We start from the raw sequence: 21,155 nt of genomic DNA on the forward strand, positions 1-21,155 counted from the left end.
GCCATCACCCCCCGAGGACGTCGCCGTGCCCTGGACTCTGCCATCGAGGCCCTCGCGCAGGAGCCTGCTCGCCGGTGCCGCCGGAGCGGCCGGAGCCGCGCTGCTCACGGGGTGCTCCGACACCCGTTCGTCCGGTATGGATGTCGGGATTCCACTCGAACGGCGGATGCGGGAAGCGGCCGTTCGTGACAGTGCGCGACTGCTGGAACGTTACGACGCCACCGCCGCCGCGCATCCGGCTCTGGCGGCGCGGCTCGAACCGCTGCGCACCGCCGTGGCCGCGCACGCGGCGGCCCTCTCCCTCACCCCTCCGGACGCTCCGTCCGCATCCGCGTCGGCTTCCGCTTCCGCCTCGCCGTCCGGCGGTACGGGGGCGGCCGCTCCCGCGCCGAGCGGGGAGCCGGTGCCGCCGAAGCCCGCCGAGGCCCTGACCGCCCTCGCGGACGCCGAGCGGAGCCTGTCGGAGGCCCGGACCATCGACCTGGCCGGGGCGCCGGGCGAGCTGGCCCGGATGCTGGCCTCGGTGGCCGCCTGCGGCGCCGTCCACGCGTACCTGCTGACCTCGACCCCCGGAGCCAAGCCGTGAAGCCCGAACCCTCCCCCGCCGGCCGGGCCCTGGAGGCCACCCAGGCCGCACTGGCCGCCGAGCACGCGGCCGCGTACGGCTACGGGGTGATCGGCGCCCGGACAGCCGGGGCCCGCACGACGGAAGCCCGGGAGGCGTACGGCGGCCACCTCGCGCGGCGGGACTCCCTGGCCCGGACCGTGCGGGAGCTGGGCGGCGCGCCCCGGTCCGCGGAGGCGGCGTACGCCCTGCCGTTCGAGGTGCGCACCCCCGCCGACGCCGAGCGGCTGGCCGCCGAGATCGAGGACCGGGTGGCGGGCGCGTACTCCGATCTGGTGCGGGCGGCGGAAGGTCCGCTGCGCCGCGAGGCGGCCGACGCGCTGAGCGCCGCGGCGGTCCGCGCGGCACGCTGGCGCGGTGTCGGCGTAGCCTTCCCTGGGCTCACGGAAAAGCGCTGAAGTGGCGAAACGGGCCCGGCACAGCTGAAAGGGACCACGCACGCATGGCTTTCGAACCGCCGCAGCGGCTTGTACGGGCGCTCGGCGAGATGCCGGAATCGGCGCAAGACGCGGAGTGGCTGGGGCAGTTGCCCCGGCTCACCGAGGCAGCGCTGTCCCGGCGTGAGGTACGGGCCCAGCGGGTGCAGGCCCCGGGCGGCCGCAGCAGCCTGGTCGTCCTCGTCCAGTACGCCGACGGGACCCCGGCCGCGCTGAAGCTGGCGCCCCCGCACGCCCGGCCCGACCGGGAACTGGCGGCCCTGGCGCACTGGGGCGGTTTCGGGGCCGTACGGGTCCTCGACTCGCGGTACCACGAGGAAGACGGGGCACTGCTGCTGGAGCGGCTGCACCCGGAGGTCTCGCTGCGGTCGCTGCCGGACGCCAAGGCGCTGCTGGAGGCCAGCGGCACGCTGCGCAGGCTGTGGGTGGCGCCGCCCGCCGGGCACGTCTGGGAAACGGTGGCGGAGCGGACCGAGCAGCAGTCGGCGGCGCTGAAGGCGGCCCCGGCGGAGGTCCGGGCGCTGGCGGACACGGCCCTGGCGATGCGCGACGAGCTGGTCGCGGCCGCACCGGAGGAGCTCCTGCTGCACGGGAACTTCCGGCAGGGCAAGGTCCTCGCCGGCGAGCGCGCCCCGTGGCTGACGGTGGGCCCGGACCCGCTGGTCGGCGAGCGGGCGTACGACCTGGCGCGGCTGGTCCGGGACCGGCTGGAGGACCAGGTGGCCACCTCGGCGGGGGCCGCGGGCGCCCGGCGCCGGGTGAACCGGCTGGCCGACGCCCTGGAGGTGGACCGGGACCGGCTGCGGGGCTGGACGGTGTTCCGGGCGGTGGAGTCGGGGAACAGGGCGCTGGCCGCCGGGCGGCGCCGGGATGCGGAGCTGTTGCTGGAGTTCGCCGCCTGGCTGTAGGGCATACCGTTTAGGTAGGCAGGTGAGTCCGGCAGGGGGCCGTCATGGTCGAAGAACTGCTGACAGCGGCGATCGCCGCGGGTGTGGGCATCGCGGTCTACATGGGCGCCGCGGCCCGGGTGGTGAAGCAGTACGAGCGGGGCCTGGTCTTCCGTTTCGGCAGGCTGCGCCCGCAGATACGGCCGCCCGGCTTCGCGATGATCGTTCCTGTGATCGACCGGATCCACAAGGTGAACATGCAGATCGTGACGCTGCCGGTGCCGGCGCAGGAGGGCATCACGCGGGACAACGTCACGGTGCGGGTGGACGCGGTCGTGTACTTCAAGGTCGTCGACCCGGCGAACGCGATCGTGGCGGTGGAGGACTACCGCTTCGCCGTCTCGCAGATGGCGCAGACCTCGCTCAGGTCGATCATCGGCAAGTCCGACCTGGACGATCTGCTGTCCAACCGCGAGATGCTCAACCAGGGCCTGGAGCTGATGATCGACAGTCCGGCGGTGGGGTGGGGCGTGCAGATCGACCGGGTCGAGATCAAGGACGTGTCGCTGCCGGAGACGATGAAGCGGTCGATGGCCCGGCAGGCGGAGGCGGACCGGGAGCGGCGGGCCCGTGTGATCAACGCGGATGCGGAGCTTCAGGCCTCGCACAAGCTGGCCGAGGCGGCGGAGGTCATGTCCGAGCAGCCGGCCGCGTTGCAGCTGCGGCTGCTGCAGACCGTGGTGGCGGTGGCTGCCGAGAAGAACTCGACGCTGGTTCTGCCGTTTCCGGTGGAACTCCTGCGCTTCCTGGAACGCGCGGCCCCTTCGCCCCCGGCGCCCGGCCCGGCCGAGGGCCCGGCCCCGGCCGAGGCTCCTGCCCCGGCCCCGGCTCTGGAAGAAGCCCTTCCCGCGGACCCGGGCCTGGCCCTGGACGGCTCGCCGCCGCCCCCGGAGGAGCCGCACGACCCTCGCGACTAGGCGGCGGCCGCTGCGCGGGGCCTCCCCCACCCCGCCCCTTCCCGAAACCGGGCTCTGCCCGGACCCGCGCCTCAAACGCCAGCGAGGCTGAAATTGCCGCTGCGCGGCAATCCAGCCCGCCGCCTAATCCAGCCCCGCCTGGGGGTCCCCCCGGACGGAGTCTGGGGGAGTTTGAGGCGCGGGGTCTGGGGCGGAGCCCCGGCAACGGACCCGCTGGTTATGTCAGGCGGGCCAGGGCCTCGGAGAGGGGGAGTTCCTCGCGGGTGCCCGAGGCGCGGTGCTGGAGTTCGACCACCGACTCCGCCGAACGGCGGCCCGCGACCAGGATCCACGGGACGCCGATCAGCTCCGCGTCGGTGAGCTTCACGCCCGGGGACAGGCCCGGACGGTCGTCCAGCAGGACGCGCAGGCCCGCCTCCGAAAGGGCCGACGCCGCCTGCTCCGCCAGAGCCAGCGGCACGGCCTTGCCCGCCGCCACCACGTGCACGTCGGCCGGGGCCACGGCGGCCGGCCAGGACAGGCCCCGCTCGTCCGCCGTCTGCTCGGCCAGCGCGGCCACCGCCCGCGAGACCCCGATGCCGTACGAACCCATCGTGACCCGAACGGGCTTGCCCTCCTTGCCGAGGACGTCGAGACCGAACGCGTCCGCGTACTTGCGGCCCAGCTGGAAGATGTGGCCGATCTCGATGGCCCGGTCCAGCCGGAGGCCGGAGCCGCATCGCGGACAGGGATCGCCCGCTTCCACGACCACCACGTCCAGGTACTGGTCCACCTCGAAGTCCCGCCCGCAGACCACGTTCCGGGCGTGGGTGTCCGCCCTGTTGGCGCCGGTCACCCACGAAGTGCCCGGCGCCACCCGGGGATCGGCCAGGTAGCGGACCTTCTCCAGGCCCTGCGGGCCCACGTAGCCCCGTACGAGATCGGGCCGGCCCTCGAAGTCCTCGGCGGTGACGAGCTCGACGACCGCCGGCGCCAGGTGTTCGCCAAGCTTGCCGAGGTCCACCTCGCGATCGCCCGGCACGCCCACGGCCACGATCTCCCCGTCCACCTTCACCAGGAGGTTCTTCAGGGTCGCCGAGGCCGGGACGCCGAGCAGCGCCGCCAGGGACTCGATCGTCGGGGTGTCGGGGGTGTCCAGCTCCTCCACGGGGCCGTGGTCACCGGCGACCGGGGTCAGCGCGAACGTCACCGCCTCGGTGTTGGCCGCGTAGTCGCAGGAGGGACAGTCCGCGAAGGTGTCCTCGCCCGCCTCCGCGGGAGCCAGGAACTCCTCGGACGCCGAGCCGCCCATGGCCCCCGACACGGCCGACACGATCCGGTGGTCCAGGCCGAGCCGCTCGAAGATGCGGACGTACGCCTCGCGGTGGAGGCGGTAGGACTCCGCCAGCCCCTCGTCGGACACGTCGAAGGAGTAGGAGTCCTTCATCTGGAACTCGCGCCCGCGCAGCACTCCCGACCGGGGCCGCGCCTCGTCGCGGTACTTGGTCTGGATCTGGTACAGCATGACCGGCAGATCCTTGTACGAGGTGCACTGGTCCTTCACCACCAGGGTGAAGATCTCCTCGTGGGTGGGACCGAGCAGGTAGTCCGCGCCCTTGCGGTCCCTGAGCCTGAACAGCAGGTCCCCGTACTCCGACCAGCGTCCGCTGACCTCGTACGGCTCCTTCGGCAGCAGTGCGGGGAGCAGCACCTCCTGGGCGCCGATCGCGTCCATCTCCTCGCGGACGATGCGCGAGACGTTGTCCAGGACCCGCTTGCCGAGCGGCAGCCACGTCCACACTCCGGCCGAGGACCGCCGGACGTAGCCGGCGCGGACCAGCAGCCGGTGGCTGAGGGTTTCGGCGTCGGCCGGGTCCTCGCGGAGGGTCTTGGCCATGAGGCGGGACATGCGCTGTACGTGGTGTGTGGACATGCCGGGAGATTACCGGCGTCCGCGCGGCCGGGGGTACTTGGTTTCAGGGCCGGGGCAGCGGCAGCGGGGCGCCCATGACGGCGTACGGGAGGCTCGCGCTCGGGAAGTGGACCTGGCGGGCGAGGTCGACGTAGCCGAGGGCCCGGTAGAGGCCGCGGGCGGGGCTGTCGGTGTCGATGGCGGAGAGGATCGAGCGCGTTTCGGCGGCGCTGTCGGTGATGCCGGTGATCAGGGCGCGGCCGACGCCGTGGCCCTGGAATCCGGGGTGGACGTGCAGTTCGGTGATCACGAAGGAGCCGTCGAGCCAGTCCTCGTGGCCGCCGGCCCGCAGATAGGGCTCGACGATGGTGGACCACCAGTGCGTGCGGTCGTTGGGCATCCCGTAGACGAATCCGGTGAGCGCACCGTCCTCGGCGAAGGCCCCCAGCGCACGGGCGCCGCGGCAGGTCATGTGGCGCTGGACGATGTAGCGCCGGATGCCGACCTCCTCCTCGCTGAGGCCGAAGGCGACGGCCTGCACGCGCAAGGCCTCGTCCACGCGGGCGGCGAGGTCGAGGGGGCCGATGCGGACTCCGGAAGGCAGCATGCGGCGACCTTACTTCGCGGTAGGGACGGGCCGGTACGGGTTCGGCCGGTTCAGAACAGCACGCTCATGAAGGCGCCGACCTCACGGAAACCCACCCGCCGGTAGGAGGCACGGGCGGCGGTGTTGAAGTCGTTCACGTAGAGGCTGACCACGGGTGCCACGTCGCGCAGCGCGTAGGCGACGACGGCGGCCATCCCGGTCTCCGAGTAACCGCGGCCGCGGAACTCGGGGGCCACCCACACGCCCTGGATCTGGCAGGCGCGGGAGGTGGCGGCGCCGATCTCCGCCTTGAAGACGATCTTTCCGTCCGCGATGTGGGCGAAGGAGCGGCCGCTGCCGACGAGTTCGGCGACCCTGGCCTGGTAGAGCAGCCCGCCGTCGCCGGCCATCGGCGAGATGCCGACCTCCTCGGTGAACATGGCCACGCAGGCGGGCATGATCAGTTCCATCTCGTCCTTGCGGACGCGCCGGACCTGCGGGTCGGCCTCGACCGTGGCGGAAGGGCTCTCGATGACCATGAGCGGCTGGTGGGAGCGCACGTCGCGGGCGGGTCCCCAGCTGGGCTCCAGGAGCTGCCACAGCAGCCGGGTGGCCTCGGCGGGGCCCACGATGGAGGAGCAGCGGCGGCCGGTGCGGCGGGCGCGGTCGGCGAAGGCGCGGACGGCCTCGGGTCCGGCGCAGACGGGGACCAGGTTGGCGCCGGCGTAGCAGAGGGAGCGGAGCTCGCCGTCGGCGTACCAGCCCCACATCTCGCCGCCCAGGCGCCAGGGGTCGAGCCCGGCGACCTGGACCCGGGAGGTGACGAACGCGTTCTCGACCGGCTGACGTCCGAGGACGTCGAGCGCCGCGTCGAGATCACTGGGCTCAAGGACCCGGGTGGTGGTCTGCGTCAACACTGGGGCCTCACCGTACAAGTCTGCTGATCTCCGCACTGTACCCGCCGGGACCGGAGGATGCCTGGTCTCCCGGGTCACGAAAAAGCCCCGGCCCCGCCCGCGAGCTGCGGGAACGGGGCCGGGGCACTTCTCGGAGGTCTCAGACGCCGATCGCGACGGTGGGCTCGCCGCTCATCACGCCGTCCTTCTCCATCTGCTCGGCGATCTTCATCGCCTCTTCGATGAGGGTCTCGACGATCTTCGACTCGGGGACGGTCTTGATGACCTCGCCCTTCACGAAGATCTGGCCCTTGCCGTTGCCGGAGGCCACGCCCAGGTCGGCCTCGCGGGCCTCGCCGGGGCCGTTGACGACGCAGCCCATGACCGCGACGCGCAGCGGGACCTCCATGCCCTCCAGGCCCGCCGTGACCTCTTCGGCCAGCTTGTAGACGTCCACCTGGGCGCGCCCGCAGGACGGGCAGGAGACGATCTCCAGGCGGCGCGGCTTGAGGTTCAGCGACTCCAGGATCTGGTTGCCGACCTTGACCTCCTCGACCGGCGGCGCGGAGAGGGAGACGCGGATGGTGTCGCCGATGCCCTCGGAGAGCAGTGCGCCGAAGGCGACGGCGGACTTGATGGTGCCCTGGAAGGCGGGGCCGGCCTCGGTGACGCCGAGGTGCAGCGGGTAGTCGCAGGCGGCGGCGAGCTGGCGGTACGCGTTGACCATGACGACCGGGTCGTTGTGCTTGACCGAGATCTTGATGTCGCCGAAGCCGTGCTCCTCGAAGAGGGAGGCCTCCCACAGCGCGGACTCGACCAGCGCCTCGGGGGTGGCCTTGCCGTACTTCTTCAGCAGCCGGGCGTCGAGGGAGCCCGCGTTGACGCCGATCCGGATCGGGGTGCCCGCGGCCTTGGCGGCGTGCGCGATCTCCTTGACCTTGTCGTCGAACTGCTTGATGTTGCCCGGGTTCACGCGGACGGCGGCGCAGCCGGCGTCGATCGCGGCGAACACGTACTTGGGCTGGAAGTGGATGTCGGCGATGACCGGGATCTGCGACTTCTTCGCGATGACGGCGAGGGCGTCGGCGTCGTCCTGCGTGGGGCAGGCCACGCGGACGATGTTGCAGCCGGAGGCGGTCAGCTCGGCGATCTGCTGGAGCGTGGCGCCGATGTCGGAGGTGCGGGTCGTGGTCATGGACTGCACCGAGATGGGTGCGTCGCCGCCGACGGCCACCGACCCGACCTGGATCTTGCGGCTGACCCTGCGGTCGGCAAGCTTCGTCGGCACGGCCGGCATTCCGAGAGAGATGGCAGTCATCTGCTGTGCAACCCCAAGGTGTGGATCAAGGTCCCGAGATCGGCGGGCTCCAGGCTTCGAGATTACGCCAACCACGGTGCGGCACTCGCATCCGAGGGGGTGTGCCACCCGAACGTAGGGAGCCGGGCACGATGCGTGCCCGGCTCCCGTATTCCTCGTGTAGCGCCCGCCGCAGCTAGGTGATCTTGATGGGGTTCACCACGTCCGCCACCATCACCAGCAGCGTGAAGCAGATGAACAGCCCGGCCACCACGTACGCGACCGGCATCAGCTTGGCCACGTCGAACGGGCCGGGGTCGGGGCGCCGGAAGACCCGTGCCACGTTGCGCCGGACCGACTCCCACAGGGCGCCCGCGATGTGCCCGCCGTCGAGCGGGAGCAGCGGCAGCATGTTGAACAGGAACAGCGAGAGGTTGAAGCCGGCCAGCAGGTTGAGGAAGAACACCAGCTGGTGCTGGGCGGGAATGTCGAGGGTGAAGATCTCACCGCTGACCCGCGCCGCGCCGACCACGCCCATGGGGCTGTCCTGCTTGCGCTCGGCTCCGTTGAAGGCCGCGTTCCACAGGTCCGGGACCTTGGACGGCAGGTCGATCAGCGACTGCACGCCGGCCGTCATCATCTCGCCCATGCGGTCGACGGACTGGCCGAAGGACTGCGGGACGTAGCCGGAGGCGGGGGCGAAGCCGAGGAAGCCGGCCGTGACGTACTGGTCCTTGACGTACCTGCCGTCGCCGTCCGTCTTGGCGACCTTGTTCTCGATCAGGTTCGCCGTGAGGCCGACCTGCTCGCCGGCCCGCTCCACGGTGATCCTGGCGGGGCCGACGGTGGCGCGGATGTCCTTCTGCAGGGCGGACCAGTCGTCGACCGGGCGGCCGTTGAAGGCGACGATCTTGTCGCCCGCCTTGAGGCCCGCCGCCTTGGCGGGGGCGGCCGGGTCCCCGGGGGCGCACTTGTCGCGCTTCTCGCTCTGCTGGATGACGCAGTCCGAGACCGTGGCGACCGTCGTGGTCTGCGTGTTCAGCCCGAAGGTCATCAGCGTGGTGAGGAAGATCGCCACGGCCAGGATCAGGTTCATGAACGGACCGGCGAACATCACGATCACGCGCTTCCATGGCTTGCGCGTGTAGAAGAGCCGGGTCTCGTCGCCGGGCTGGAGCTCCTCGTAAGCGGCCGAGCGCGCGTCCTCGATCATCGACCGGAACGGTGAGGTCGAGCGGGCGGTGACCTTGCCGTCCTCGCCGGGCGGGAACATCCCGATCATGCGGATGTAGCCGCCCATCGGGATGGCCTTGATCCCGTACTCGGTATCGCCCTTCCGCCGTGACCAGATGGTCGGGCCGAAGCCCACCATGTACTGCGGCACGCGGATGCCGAAGAGCTTGGCCGTGGAGAGGTGTCCGAGCTCGTGCCAGGCGATGGAGACCAGCAGGCCGACCGCGAAGATCACGACCCCGAGCACCGTCATCAGCAGTGTCATGCGCCCGCCTCCACGGCGGCCCGAGCCGCCATCTCCCGCGCCCGGGCCCTGGCCCAGGCCTCTGCTTCAAGGACGTCCTGAACGGTCAGGGAAGTTCCCGACTCCGGCGTCCCGTGCTCGTCGACCACGGCAGAGACGGTATCCATGATTGCTGTGAACGGCAGCCGACCTGCCAGGAATGCCTCGACGCACTCCTCGTTGGCCGCGTTGAACACGGCCGGGGCGGTGCCGCCGAGGGTGCCCACGTGCCGGGCCAGGCCCACCGCCGGGAAGGCCTCGGTGTCCAGTGGGAAGAACTCCCAGGTGGACGCCTTGGTCCAGTCGAAGGCGGGGGCGGCGTCCGGGATCCGCTGGGGCCAGCCGAGGCCGATCGCGATGGGGCCGCGCATGTCCGGCGGGGTGGCCTGGGCGAGCGTGGAGCCGTCGGTGAACTCGACCATCGAGTGCACGTAGGACTGCGGGTGGACCACGACCTCGATGCGGTCGAAGGGGATGTCGTAGAGCAGGTGCGCCTCGATGACCTCGAGCCCCTTGTTGACCAGGGTCGCCGAGTTGACGGTGATCACCGGACCCATGGCCCAGGTGGGGTGCGCGAGGGCGTCCTTGACGGTCACCTGTCCCAGCTCGGCCCGGGTGCGGCCGCGGAAGGGCCCGCCCGAGGCCGTGACCACGAGCTTGCGCACGTCGGCCCGGGTCCCGGCGGCGAGCGCCTGGAAGAGCGCCGCGTGCTCGGAGTCCACGGGGATGATCTGGCCGGGCTGCGCGAGGGCCTTCACCAGGGGGCCGCCGACGATCAGCGACTCCTTGTTGGCGAGGGCCAGGGTGCGGCCCGCCCGCAGCGCGGCGAGGGTGGGCGCGAGGCCGATGGAGCCGGTGATGCCGTTGAGGACGGTGTGGCACTCGGAGGCCGCGAGCTCGGCGGCCGCGTCCGGACCGGCCAGGATCTCGGGCAGCGGCTCGGACGCCCCGTACTGGGCGCTCAGCGCCTCTTTCAGGGCCGGTACGACGTCCTCGCGGGCGACGGCCACCGCCTCGACCCGGAGCAGCCGGGCCTGCTCGGCCAGCAGCCCGACCCGCCCGCCGGCGGCGGACAGCGCCGTCACCCGGAACCGGTCCGGGTTGCGCAGGGCGAGGTCGATGGCCTGGGTGCCGATGGACCCGGTGGACCCGAGGATGACGATGTCCCGGGGGCCGGCCGCGGGGTCGAAGAGGAGGTGCGGATCGGCGAGGGGGGCTGGGCGGTCGCTCATGCCCCCATTGTTGCCGGAAGTCAGGAGCGGCCCGACACGGAGCCCCCTTCAGTGACCCGCAGGAGGAGGTGGGGCAGGGTTCCGGCGAAGTCCGGGAGCGTGACGGCGACGCGCCACCAGGCGTCCGGATCGGCGCCGAGGGCCAGCGCGAACAGCCGGTCCGCCTCGGCCCGGGCGGCGAGCACCGGCGCGATCCAGTCGTGGCGGTCGGGGTGGTTCACGTCGCCCAGCCAGTGGTCCTCGTCCAGGGCCCAGCAGGCGGGCGCCTTGTGCCGGATCACGTCCTGGCCGGTGAGCAGCCCGCGGGCCAGGCAGTCGCGCACCCACCGGATGTCCTCCTGGACGGACTGCATGGGCACCGCGAGGCTCGCCAGGGCCAGTTCGCGGTCCACTCCCCCGACGGGCGGGGCGGCCTTCGGAGCCAGGGAGCGCACCGCCTCGGCGAGCCAGGGGACAACGGGCCCGTCGGCGGGCTCCGGCAGGGTGCCGCGCACGATCCGGGCGACCAGTACCGGCAGGGTGCCGCGGAAGGCGGGGGCGTGGCGGAGCAGCTCCGCCCAGAGCCGGGGGTCGTCCCGCAGGGGACGCAGCGCCCGGGCGACGGCCGTCCGCATGCCCGTCCGTTCGGGCAGGGACCAGCGCAGGCCCCTGGTCTCGGGCAGGTCCGCGAGCAACAGCGTGCGGTGTGCGGGGGCGACGTGGGCGACGAGCTCGTCGCAGGTGAGCAGGCCCATCCGGACGGCCCGGACGGCGGGCCGGTACCACCGGTACCCGTTCGCGTCCTGCGTGCCGGCGTCGAGCAGCGCCCGGCAGGCCTCGCGGGGCAGTCCGCCGACCAGCAGCAGGGCCTCGACCGCGCTGGGCGGCAGCGGGTCCCGGGCGTGCTCGCGCAGCAGCGCCTCGGGGTCGAGGGGGTCGTGCGGCATGCGCAGCAGGGTCAGGGGGACCCGGGGCCGGCGGCCGTGCCGGCGCAGCAGCGCCACCAGCTCGTCCTGGCCGAACGGCCCGGGGCCGACCTGCGCCAGCAGTTCGGGGGAGGGCCCGGGGCGGGCCGCGTACCGCGCGGGGCCGGGCAGACCGGGCAGCGGCCGTCCGACGACGCGCGGGTTGCGGGCGATGAAGTGCCGGTCCTGCGCACTGCCGCGGCGCAGCAGGAGGGTGACGGCGGAGGCGGGCAGCCATTCGTCGCGGCACAGGTATTTGCGGGCCGCCGGGTCGTGCCCCGCCAGCCGGTCGAGGAGTTCGGCGGCCACGTGGTCCGGTGCGTGGCGCAGGACGTGCGCCACGCACCAGGCCAGCCGCCGGCTGTTTCGGTCTTCCACGGCCGTCGACATCGCAGCCCGCCTCGCACTCGCACTCGCACCAGTACCCGTACATCAGTCCGACTACTGTCGATGATTGCAGGTCAGCGGAGGGGGCGGTGGACGTTTTCCCGGGTCGAGGGGCCGGGGGAGGCGTCCGCGATCCAGGGGCCCTCGCCGGAGGGGTCGATGATGCCGTCCTCCAGCCAGGTGTAGGTGCCGCTCAGCACGCCCTCGACGACCTTCCGGTCGAGTGCGTCGGTGTTGGTCCAGAGTCGGCCGAAGAGCTCCTCGACCCGGATCCGGGACTGCCGGCAGAAGGCGTCGGCCAGCTGGTAGGCCTCGCGGCCGTGGTCGCCGGTGGCGCGCAGGTGCTCCGCGCGGACGCAGGCCGCGCTCATCGCGAAGAGCTCGGCGCCGATGTCGACGATCCGGCCGAGGAAGCCCTGCTTGGTCTCCATGCGGCCCTGCCAGCGGGACATGGCGTAGAACGTGGACCGGGCGAGTTTGCGGGCGCTGCGCTCGACGTAGCGCAGGTGGGTGGCGAGGTCGGGGTGGCCGCCGGGGTGGAAGGCCCGGTAGGTGCCGGGTACCTGGCCGGCGCCGGTGGCCAGCTTGGGCAGCCAGCGGGCGTAGAACCCGGCGGCGCGGGCGCCCGCCTTGGCCTTGTCGCCGAGGTCCTTTTCGGGGTCGATGAGGTCGCCCGCGACCGACAGGTGGGCGTCGACGGCCTCGCGGGCGATCAGCAGGTGCATGATCTCGGTGGAGCCCTCGAAGATCCGGTTGATGCGCAGGTCGCGGAGCATCTGCTCGGCGGGGACGGCGCGCTCGCCGCGGGCGGCGAGGGACTCGGCGGTCTCGAAGCCGCGGCCGCCGCGGATCTGGACCAGCTCGTCGGCCATCAGGCAGGCCATTTCCGAGCCGTACAGCTTGGCGAGGGCGGCCTCGATGCGGATGTCGTTGCGGTCCTCGTCGGCCATCTGGGAGGCCAGGTCGACGACGGCTTCGAGGGCGAAGGTGGTGGCGGCGATGAAGGAGATCTTGGCGCCGACCGCCTCGTGCTTCGCGACCGGCCGGCCCCACTGCTCGCGTACGCCGGACCACTCGCGGGCGATCTTCAGGCACCACTTCCCGGCGCCGACGCACATGGCGGGCAGCGACAGACGTCCGGTGTTGAGGGTGGTCAGGGCGATCTTGAGGCCGGAGCCCTCGGCTCCGATGCGCTGGGAGGCGGGCACCCGGACCTGGTGGAAGCGCGTGACGCCGTTCTCCAGACCGCGCAGGCCCATGAAGGCGTTGCGGTGCTCGACGGTGATCCCCGGTGAATCGGCCTCGACGACGAAGGCGGTGATCCCGCCGCGGTGGTTCTCGCTCCTGGGTACCCGGGCCATCACCACGAGCAGGTCCGCGACCACCCCGTTGGTGGTCCACAGCTTCACCCCGTCGAGGACGTACGCGTCCTCCCCGTCCGGGACCGCCGTGGTGGCCAGGCGCGCCGGGTCGGAGCCCACGTCCGGCTCGGTGAGCAGGAAGGCGCTGATGGCGGTGGTGGCGCAGCGCGGCAGGTATGCGTCCTTCTGCTCCTGCGTGCCGAAGATCTTCAGCGGCTGGGGGACGCCGATGGACTGGTGGGCGGAGAGCAGGGCGCCGATGGCGGGGCTGACGGAGCCGACGAGGGCGAGCGCCTTGTTGTAGTAGACCTGGGTGAGGCCGAGGCCGCCGTACTTGGGGTCGATCTTCATGCCGAGGGCGCCGAGCTCTTTCAGCCCGCGCACGGTCTCGTCGGGGATCTTCGCCTCGCGCTCGATGCGCGCTGCGATACCTTCGGCGAGCTGGGCCTCACAGAACTCCCGCAGCCGGGCCAGGAAGGCCTCGCCGCGCCGGACGTCCTCGTCGGCGGGGAGCGGGTGAGGGTGGATCAGATCGAGCCGCAGCCTGCCGAGGAAGAGCTCCTTGGCGAAGCTGGGCTTGCGCCAGTCCTGTTCCCGGGCCGCTTCCGCGACCTGCCGTGCCTCGCGCTCGGTCACCTTGGGCTGTGCGGGCTGTGTTGCGGACATGAGGGGACTCACCTCGCCGCCGAGTCGGGTGTGGTTCACCGGATTACCAGCCGGTGCTACCTGTGAGTCGTACCCAATGTGGGCGGGATGGAAAAGGGGGACGGCCGGAGCCCCCGCACAGTAGGCTCCGGCCGTCGGCTTTTTGGCCGTACGAGATCAGATGTCGAGGCCGGTCAGGACCAGGACTCGCTCGTACGTGTAGTCGTCCATCGCATAGCGGACACCCTCGCGGCCCACACCCGACTGCTTGACGCCGCCGTAGGGCATCTGGTCGGCGCGGTAGGACGGCGCGTCGCCGACGACCACACCGCCGACCTCGAGCTCGCGGTGGGCGCGGAAGGCGACCTGGATGTCGCGGGTGAAGACGCCGGTCTGCAGACCGAACTTGGAGTCGTTCACCGCGGCGAAGGCCTCGTCGGTGTTCTCGGTCTTCGTCAGGGTCAGCACCGGACCGAAGACCTCCTCGGTGGCGAGCTTGACGCCCGCCGGGACCTCCGCGAGCACGGTGGGCTCGTACGAGGCACCCTCGCGCTTGCCACCGGTGAGCAGCTTGGCGCCGGCGGACACGGCCTCGTCGACCCAGGACTCGACCCGCTTGGCGGCGTCCTCGGAGACGAGGGGGCCGACGTCGGTGGCGGAGTCGGACGGGTCACCGGTGACCTGGGCCTGGACCTTCGCGACGACCTTCTCGACGAGGCGGTCGTAGACGGAGGCGTCGGCGATCACGCGCTGCACGGAGATGCAGGACTGGCCGGCCTGGTAGTTCGAGAAGGTCGCGATACGGGTCGCGGCCCAGTCGAGGTCGGCCTCGGAGGACCAGTCGGCGAGGACCACGGCCGCGGCGTTGCCGCCGAGCTCCAGGGTGCAGTGCTTGTGGGGCACCGACTGCTGGATGGCGTAGCCGACGGTGTCGGAGCCGGTGAAGGAGATGACGGGGAGGCGCTCGTCCTTGACCAGGGCGGGCATCTTCTCGTTCGCGACCGGCAGGACCGACCAGGAACCGGCCGGGAGGTCGGTCTCGGCGAGCAGCTCGCCCAGGATCAGCCCGGACAGGGGCGTGGCCGGGGCGGGCTTCAGGATGATCGGCGCGCCGACGGCGATGGCCGGGGCCACCTTGTGGGCGCACAGGTTCAGCGGGAAGTTGAACGGCGCGATGCCGAGGACCGGACCCTTGACGAAGCGGCGGGTCAGCGCGAGGCGGCCGACGCCACCGGCGTCGGTGTCGAGGCGCTGGGCGTCTCCGCCGTTGAAGCGACGGGCCTCTTCGGCGGCGAAGCGGAACACGGACACCGCACGGCCGACCTCACCGCGCGCCCACTTGATGGGCTTGCCGTTCTCGGCGGAGATCAGCTGGGCGATCTCCTCGGTGCGCTCGGCGAGCCGCTTGGACACGTGGTCCAGGGCGGCGGCGCGCACGTGGGCGGGGGTCGCCGAGAACTCCGCCGTCACGGCGTACGCCGCGGCCACGGCCTCTTCGACCTGGGCGTCGGTGGGCACGCTGACCGTGCCGACCAGGCGTCCGTCCCACGGGGAGTGGACGTCGAAGCTGTCCTCGCCGGTGGCCAGGCGGCCGGCGAGCCAGAAGGCGTGGGTGGAAGTCATGCGAATCCCGGCCCTTCGAGTGTGTGCGGTGGGGTGCTGTCTCCACCACGGTAGGACCCGGTCCGGGATTCGTCGTTTAGCCGGGGTGTAGTACCCGCTGTCCGGGCCGCGCCGCTTTGTCACTGTCCTGGGGCCGGAGGCCTGCCCACGCCGGGCCCATGCCGGGCCTATGCCGGGTTCGGGGAGGCCTTGAGGGCGAGCCAGAGCTCCATGCGGACGTCCGGGTCGTCCAGGGAGCGGCCGAGGATCTCCTCGACCCGCTTCATCCGGTAGCGCAGGGTGTGCCGGTGCACGCCGAGGTCGGCGGCGGCCGCGTCCCACTGGCCGTGGCGCGAGAGCCAGGCCTGCAACGAGGCCACGAGGTCGCCGCGCCCGGTCGCGTCGTGTTCCCGCAGCGCGCGCAGGGTGCCGTCCGCGAAGGCCCGTACGGCGTCGTCGGCCAGCAGCGGCAGGACCGAGCCGGCCGCCATCTCCTCGTGCTCCACCATCGGCCGTCCCCGCCGCCGGGCCACGGCCAGGGCCTGGTCGGCCTGCTTCAGGGCCGCCGCGACGGTGTCCGGACCGGCCGGCGCGGACAGGCCGACCACCAGTTCGTCGGGCTCGGGACCCGCGGCGTCCCGGCCGCGCCGCGCCTCCAGCGCCTCCGCGTGGTCCATGCACGCCTGTACGGCCGCTCCCCCGTCGGCGGCCAGGACCACGAGCCGGCCCGGCTCGGGGACCACCAGCAGCGGCTCCCCGGTGCGGGACGCCGCCGACTCCACCGTGTCGGCCAGCAGGGCCAGCCCCTCCGGCTGGGCCGTCCCCGGCAGCGCCGCCTCGGCCGCGATCAGCCGGAACGGTGCCTCCAGCAGGGCCCCGTACAGGTCCCCGGCGACGGCCTGCGCGTGCTCCGCCTCCCCGGCCAGCAGCATCCGCAGCACCGCAGCGCCCAGCCGGGACTCGGCGTCGTGGAGCGAGCGCGAGCGCTCGGTGGTGAGGGTGAGCAGTGCGACCGCGGAGTGCACGGCGTACCGCTCCGCAGTGCCCAGCGGGGCCCCCGTACCGACGGCGAGCGCGCCGCGCGCCCGCCGACCCGTGCCCAGGGACTGCAGCTCGACCCGGTCCTCGGAGCCGCCGACGACGGCGCTCGCGGGCGCGGGCCGCTCCCGCAGCCGCTCCACGTCCGGGGTGAGCCGGGCGGCGCGCCGGGCGGCCCAGTCGGGGGCGGCCGCGACGACCGAGCCCGAGGCGTCGTACAGCGCGGCCCAGCCGTGCACGTGCGCCGCCAGCTTCGCCAGCAGCTCGGCGGGCCCGTCGGCGGAGAGCGCGGCGCGCGTCAGCTCCCGCTGCGCCTCGAAACCGGCGGTCACGGCACGGTACTGGTCGGCGGCGAGCGCGGCGGAGACGGCCTTGCTGATGGCGAGGAAGGGGGTCCGCCGCGGGACCTCCAGCAGCGGCATGTCCTCCTTGCGCGCGGCCTCGACCAGCGCTTCGGGAATCGCGTCGTAGTTCACGCCGACCGCGAAGCCAATGCCGACGACCCCGGCCGCGGCGAGGCGGCGTACGTAGGGGCCCATCTCCTGCGGGTCCTCCGCGTCCAGCTTCATCGCGGTGATCAGGAGCAGCTCCCCGCCCTCCATGTAGGGCACGGGGTCGGCGAGCTCGCTGACGTGGGCCCAGCGCACGGGGGTGTCGAGGCGGCCCTCCCCCGCCCGGACGCTGAGCTTGAGCGCCGAATGCTGGACGAGCGAGGCGAGGGTGAGCGGCATCGGATACCAGGGGCCTTAGCGGGAGGGGACGGCGGAAGGGGGGCGACAGAAGGGCATCAGAGGAGCCGCACCCCATTTCGCCGTGTCGTATGAACGACTCCCCTCGATTCTGCCACCTCGTACGGGTCTGTTCAGGCCGTTCCGCCGAGCCGGACCAGCAGTGGAGCCGCCCGTTCCCCTTGAACCGAGGTCAAGGACAGCACCGCGTGCCCCGGCGGCACGGCGTGCGCCAGGTCCGAGGCGGACCACCGTTCGCGCTCCACCTGCCGCACGGTGACCGCGTCGGTGGTGACGGCCTTGCCGGTGACGAGCTTGCGGAAGGCGTGGATCAGCCTGGTCAGCGGCTGGTCGGCGAAGACGGTGCGGTGGGTGACGTCGCGCGTCTCCACCCATTCGGTGCCCCAGGCCTCGGCGAAGCGCTTGCCGTCCCAGGTGGTGACCCCGGAGAAGGCCATGCGGCAGCCGACCGCCCCGAGCAGCGGCGTCCGCAGCTCCTCCGGTACGTCGTCCAGCGAGCGCAGCGTGAGCAGGACTCCGGCGTTCGCCGAGCGCAGCCGCTGCACGCCCCGGACGGTCTGCGGGGTCAGGGTGTGCGAGGCGTCGTCGAAGGTGAGGAAGGCGAACAGGGAGCGGTCGGTGCGGGCGGCCGCGGCGGCGTTGAACTGGGCGAGCAGCAGCCGGGCCAGCATCCGGGAGGCGTCGGCGTGGCCGCGCTCGGGGAGGTCGACGCGGACGCGGATCGGGTGCTCGAGGGTGCGCAGGGAGAACGGCCGGTTCTGGCCGGTGGTGTCGAAGAAGGCGGCGAAGGCGGGCCGGTCGAGCAGCGCCACCCGGTCGGCGAGGGCCGGTCCGGGGTCGCCGGGGGCCCTGTGCTGCCGTTCCCGGGCATCGAGCTCGCGGAGCATCGCGTGCTGGCCGGCGTCGGCCAGCTCCCGGCGCAGCGCGCCGAAGGCGTCCGGCAGCGGGTCGAGCAGTTCGCGCAGCTCGGGCACGGCGGGGAAGCGGCCGTACGCCGTCCGGAACGGGCCGAGGAGCTGGGCGAGTGCGGTCGCCGCCCGGCGCACCTCGATGCCGGGGACGTCCCCGACGAAGGCCTCGGCGAGGAGCGTGGCGGCCTCGTCGGGGTCGGTGGTGCCGCCGTAGAGGTCGAGGTCGTAGACGGACTCGGGGTCGCCGATGCGGACCACGACGTCGAAGGCGTCGTCCGGGCCGAGCTGGGCCCCGGCCGCGCCGACGGCGACGACGGCGGCCTGGCCGGCGAGCGCCTGGAGCGCGAGGGACTCGACGACGGGCCGGACCAGGCGCCGGGTCTTGCCGGATCCCGACGGCCCCACGGCGAGCAGCGAGGTGCCCAGCACGTCGGGGTCCAGGGCGAGCGAAGTGCCGCGGCGGACGTAGGGGTTGCGCGGGCCGTCCTCGACGGTGCCGAGCCGGACCTGCCGGGCCATCAGGTCGTGGCGGGCGGCGCGCACGGGCAGGTCCCGCGCCCCGGACGGGTGTACGCAGGCCCCGGCGCCCTTGTCCCGCACGGCCTCGGCGAAGGCCCGCATCCGGGACGGGTCGACCCGCACGGAATCCCAGGCCCGCCGGATCCGGGTGTAGTCCACGTCGTTCATCCGCCCGGCCCCGGCCTCCCCCTCGAGCCGGTCGGCCGCCTCGTCGAGGCCGGCCCCCCGCAGCTGCGGCCAGCGCGCGGGGTCGTCCGCGCCGCCCGCCTCGGGGCGGGTCGGGGCCACCGTGTGCACGGCGCGGACGGGGCGGCTGGTGAGCACCCGGCGGCCCAGCTCGGGCCAGCGGCCCAGTCGCCCGAAGCCCGTCGCCAGGATGCCGGCGACCACGGCGTACCAGACGTACGAGGCCACGACGGCGGGGAGCGTCCCGGCCCAGGAGTCGGGCGTGAACATGTAGAGGGGCCAGAGCCAGAAGCCGCCGAGGTATCCGTTCCACAGCAGCGACCACAGGAGCAGCCCGGCCAGCAGGGCGATCAGGGCTCCGCTGACCAGTTGGCGGGTCGGGGTCTCCTCGGGCTCCTCGGCGGCCCGCGGCACGTGTCCGTACGACCAGACGCCGGGCCCGTCCGAGGCACGCGGGACGCGCAGCCACTCCCCCAGCGACGGCCCGGCGGTGGGCGCGTGGGAGGGCTTGGGGGGAAGACCCGGGGGCGGCGGGCCGGCCGGCCGGGGGATCTGCCCGGTACCGGGTGGGCGCGTCTCGTGCGTGCCGTCGGTGTCCATGAAACCCCTGCCCCCTGACCGTGCCGTGCGCTGCGGCGCTCAATCTAGTGCCCGGCCCGGGTGTTGGGGCCGTACCCCGCCATGACCGGCGGGAGACGTCCGGCGTCCTTCCTATGGCCGTCACGGACAAGGACACGCGGGCACCACTCCCGAACGGAGCATGCCGTACCCCCTCTGCCGGGCCTAGCCTGCGGACAAAGACACAAGTGCGTCCGAAAACACCCCCCAGGAGCCCTCTATGACCGCTGTCCCGCAGGAGCGCCGCATCGTCACCGCGATCCCCGGCCCCAAGTCGCAGGAGCTGCAGGCCCGCCGCCTCGAGACGGTGGCCGGCGGCGTGGGCTCCGTGCTCCCCGTCTTCACGGCCCGTGCGGGCGGCGGCATCATCGAGGACGTCGACGGCAACCGCCTGATCGACTTCGGCTCCGGCATCGCCGTGACCTCGGTCGGCGCCTCCGCCGAGGCCGTCGTGCGCCGCGCCTCCGCGCAGCTCGCGGACTTCACCCACACCTGTTTCATGGTCACCCCCTACGAGGGCTACGTCGAGGTCTGCGAGGCCCTCGCCGAGCTCACCCCGGGTGACCACGCGAAGAAGTCGGCGCTGTTCAACTCCGGCGCCGAGGCCGTCGAGAACGCCGTCAAGATCGCCCGTGCGTACACCAAGCGCCAGGCCGTCGTCGTCTTCGACCACGGCTACCACGGCCGTACGAACCTCACGATGGCGCTGACCTCGAAGAACATGCCGTACAAGCAGGGCTTCGGTCCGTTCGCCCCCGAGGTCTACCGCGTCCCGGTCGCCTACGGCTACCGCTGGCTCACCGGCGCCGAGAACTGCGGCCCCGAGGCCGCCGCCCAGGCGATCGACCAGATCACCAAGCAGATCGGCGCCGACAACGTCGCCGCGATCATCATCGAGCCGGTGCTCGGCGAGGGCGGCTTCATCGAGCCGGCCAAGGGCTTCCTCCCCGCGATCGTGAAGTTCGCCAACGACAACGGCATCGTCTTCGTCGCCGACGAGATCCAGTCCGGCTTCTGCCGCACCGGCCAGTGGTTCGCGTGCGAGGACGAGGGCATCGTCCCGGACCTGATCACCACGGCCAAGGGCATCGCGGGCGGTCTGCCGCTCGCCGCCGTGACCGGCCGCGCCGAGATCATGGACTCCGCGCACGCGGGTGGCCTGGGCGGCACCTACGGCGGCAACCCGGTGGCCTGCGCCGGTGCGCTCGGCTCCATCGAGACCATGAAGGAGCTCGACCTCAACGCCGCGGCGAAGAAGATCGAGTCCGTCATGAAGGCCCGCCTGACGGCCATGCAGGAGAAGTACGAGATCATCGGCGACATCCGCGGCCGCGGCGCCATGATCGCGATCGAGCTGGTCAAGGACCCCGCGTCCAAGACCCCGTTCCCGGAGGCGGCCGGTGCGCTCGCCAAGGCCTGCCACGCCGAGGGCCTGCTCGTCCTCACCTGCGGCACCTACGGCAACGTGCTCCGCTTCCTCCCGCCGATCGTCATCGGCGAGGACCTGCTGAACGAGGGCCTGGACATCCTCGAGGCCGCTTTTGCGGGCATCTGATCGAACGTGTAGAACGTGAGAGCGCAGCGCCCGATTTCTACCGCCGGTAACGGTCGGACGCTGTGAAGAACGTGTGGGGGGCCGATGGCGGGAGCGCGTTCCTGCTGTCGGCCCCCCTCTCGCTGCCGTACGGTTTCTGCAGATGAGTGAGACACCCCGCTCCCGGGAAACCGAGGGCGACTCCAGTACCGGGCTTCCCCAGCGCCGTACTGGGCATGCGTTCGCGCACACTCCTCACCGATCGGACAGCCGACCGCCCCAAACCCCCCGGGGCGAGCGGCAACCCGATCCGGGCG

The 21,155-nt window shown here is 72.7% G+C and carries 16 protein-coding genes; 5 read left to right on the top strand and 11 right to left on the bottom strand.

Annotated features, from left to right (window positions below; translation table 11 throughout):
- Window positions 1–25 precede the first annotated feature (25 nt).
- From JIW86_RS13310 to JIW86_RS13325, 4 genes are read left to right on the top strand one after another with little or no spacing between them, the layout of a single operon-like run.
- Window positions 26–586 carry a hypothetical protein gene (locus JIW86_RS13310; protein WP_257553936.1) on the top strand — a complete coding sequence of 187 codons (561 nt, stop codon included), beginning with the start codon at window positions 26–28 and terminating at the stop codon, window positions 584–586.
- Entirely contained in the window at window positions 583–1,023 is a 441-nt protein-coding gene (locus tag JIW86_RS13315) for a ferritin-like domain-containing protein (protein ID WP_257553937.1), read from the top strand. The genes JIW86_RS13310 and JIW86_RS13315 overlap by 4 nt, the downstream gene beginning before the upstream one ends.
- A gap of 44 nt (window positions 1,024–1,067) precedes the next feature.
- Window positions 1,068–1,970: an aminoglycoside phosphotransferase family protein gene (locus JIW86_RS13320; RefSeq protein ID WP_257553938.1), complete on the top strand. Its 903-nt coding sequence runs from the start codon at window positions 1,068–1,070 to the stop codon at window positions 1,968–1,970.
- A 44-nt stretch (window positions 1,971–2,014) separates the two neighbouring features.
- A complete protein-coding gene (locus tag JIW86_RS13325) occupies window positions 2,015–2,926 on the top strand; it encodes a slipin family protein (RefSeq protein ID WP_257553939.1) in 912 nt (303 codons plus the stop codon).
- A 217-nt stretch (window positions 2,927–3,143) separates the two neighbouring features.
- On the opposite strand, the gene JIW86_RS13330 is transcribed toward JIW86_RS13325, so the two are convergent.
- From JIW86_RS13330 to JIW86_RS13380, 11 genes are all read right to left on the bottom strand, one after another.
- On the bottom strand, window positions 3,144–4,838 hold the full coding sequence (locus JIW86_RS13330) for a proline--tRNA ligase (RefSeq protein WP_257553940.1): 1,695 nt from the start codon (window positions 4,836–4,838) through the stop codon (window positions 3,144–3,146).
- A gap of 43 nt (window positions 4,839–4,881) precedes the next feature.
- Window positions 4,882–5,424, bottom strand: coding sequence for a GNAT family N-acetyltransferase (locus tag JIW86_RS13335; protein ID WP_257553941.1), 543 nt, complete (start codon window positions 5,422–5,424; stop codon window positions 4,882–4,884).
- A 50-nt stretch (window positions 5,425–5,474) separates the two neighbouring features.
- On the bottom strand, window positions 5,475–6,320 hold the full coding sequence (locus JIW86_RS13340; protein ID WP_257553942.1) for a GNAT family N-acetyltransferase: 846 nt from the start codon (window positions 6,318–6,320) through the stop codon (window positions 5,475–5,477).
- A gap of 139 nt (window positions 6,321–6,459) precedes the next feature.
- A complete protein-coding gene (ispG, locus tag JIW86_RS13345; protein WP_215146653.1) occupies window positions 6,460–7,617 on the bottom strand; it encodes a flavodoxin-dependent (E)-4-hydroxy-3-methylbut-2-enyl-diphosphate synthase in 1,158 nt (385 codons plus the stop codon).
- A 175-nt stretch (window positions 7,618–7,792) separates the two neighbouring features.
- Window positions 7,793–9,094, bottom strand: coding sequence for a M50 family metallopeptidase (locus JIW86_RS13350; RefSeq protein WP_257553943.1), 1,302 nt, complete (start codon window positions 9,092–9,094; stop codon window positions 7,793–7,795).
- A complete protein-coding gene (gene dxr, locus JIW86_RS13355) occupies window positions 9,091–10,344 on the bottom strand; it encodes a 1-deoxy-D-xylulose-5-phosphate reductoisomerase (protein ID WP_257553944.1) in 1,254 nt (417 codons plus the stop codon). The genes JIW86_RS13350 and dxr overlap by 4 nt, the downstream gene beginning before the upstream one ends.
- Before the next feature lie 20 nt (window positions 10,345–10,364).
- Complete coding sequence (locus JIW86_RS13360; RefSeq protein WP_215146656.1) at window positions 10,365–11,678, bottom strand: hypothetical protein; 1,314 nt, start codon at window positions 11,676–11,678, stop codon at window positions 10,365–10,367.
- 71 nt (window positions 11,679–11,749) lie between these two features.
- Window positions 11,750–13,702 carry an acyl-CoA dehydrogenase family protein gene (locus JIW86_RS13365; protein WP_257553945.1) on the bottom strand — a complete coding sequence of 651 codons (1,953 nt, stop codon included), beginning with the start codon at window positions 13,700–13,702 and terminating at the stop codon, window positions 11,750–11,752.
- Window positions 13,703–13,858: 156 nt separating this feature from the next.
- Window positions 13,859–15,304, bottom strand: coding sequence for an aldehyde dehydrogenase family protein (locus tag JIW86_RS13370; protein WP_215146658.1), 1,446 nt, complete (start codon window positions 15,302–15,304; stop codon window positions 13,859–13,861).
- Window positions 15,305–15,471: 167 nt separating this feature from the next.
- Complete coding sequence (locus JIW86_RS13375) at window positions 15,472–17,052, bottom strand: PucR family transcriptional regulator (RefSeq protein ID WP_257553946.1); 1,581 nt, start codon at window positions 17,050–17,052, stop codon at window positions 15,472–15,474.
- 131 nt (window positions 17,053–17,183) lie between these two features.
- Window positions 17,184–19,286, bottom strand: a complete 2,103-nt coding sequence (locus JIW86_RS13380) for an ATP-binding protein (RefSeq protein ID WP_257553947.1) — start codon at window positions 19,284–19,286, stop codon at window positions 17,184–17,186.
- Between the two features lie 238 nt (window positions 19,287–19,524).
- Between JIW86_RS13380 and gabT the strand changes: the two genes are divergently transcribed.
- The gene (gene gabT / locus JIW86_RS13385) at window positions 19,525–20,859 is read left to right on the top strand and encodes a 4-aminobutyrate--2-oxoglutarate transaminase (RefSeq protein ID WP_215145299.1); all 1,335 of its coding nucleotides are present in this window, start codon (window positions 19,525–19,527) and stop codon (window positions 20,857–20,859) included.
- The last annotated feature ends 296 nt before the right edge of the window (window positions 20,860–21,155 follow it).

The sequence above is a fragment of the Streptomyces sp. NBC_00162 genome (genome assembly GCF_024611995.1).
In the GTDB taxonomy this organism is placed as follows: Bacteria; Actinomycetota; Actinomycetes; order Streptomycetales; family Streptomycetaceae; genus Streptomyces.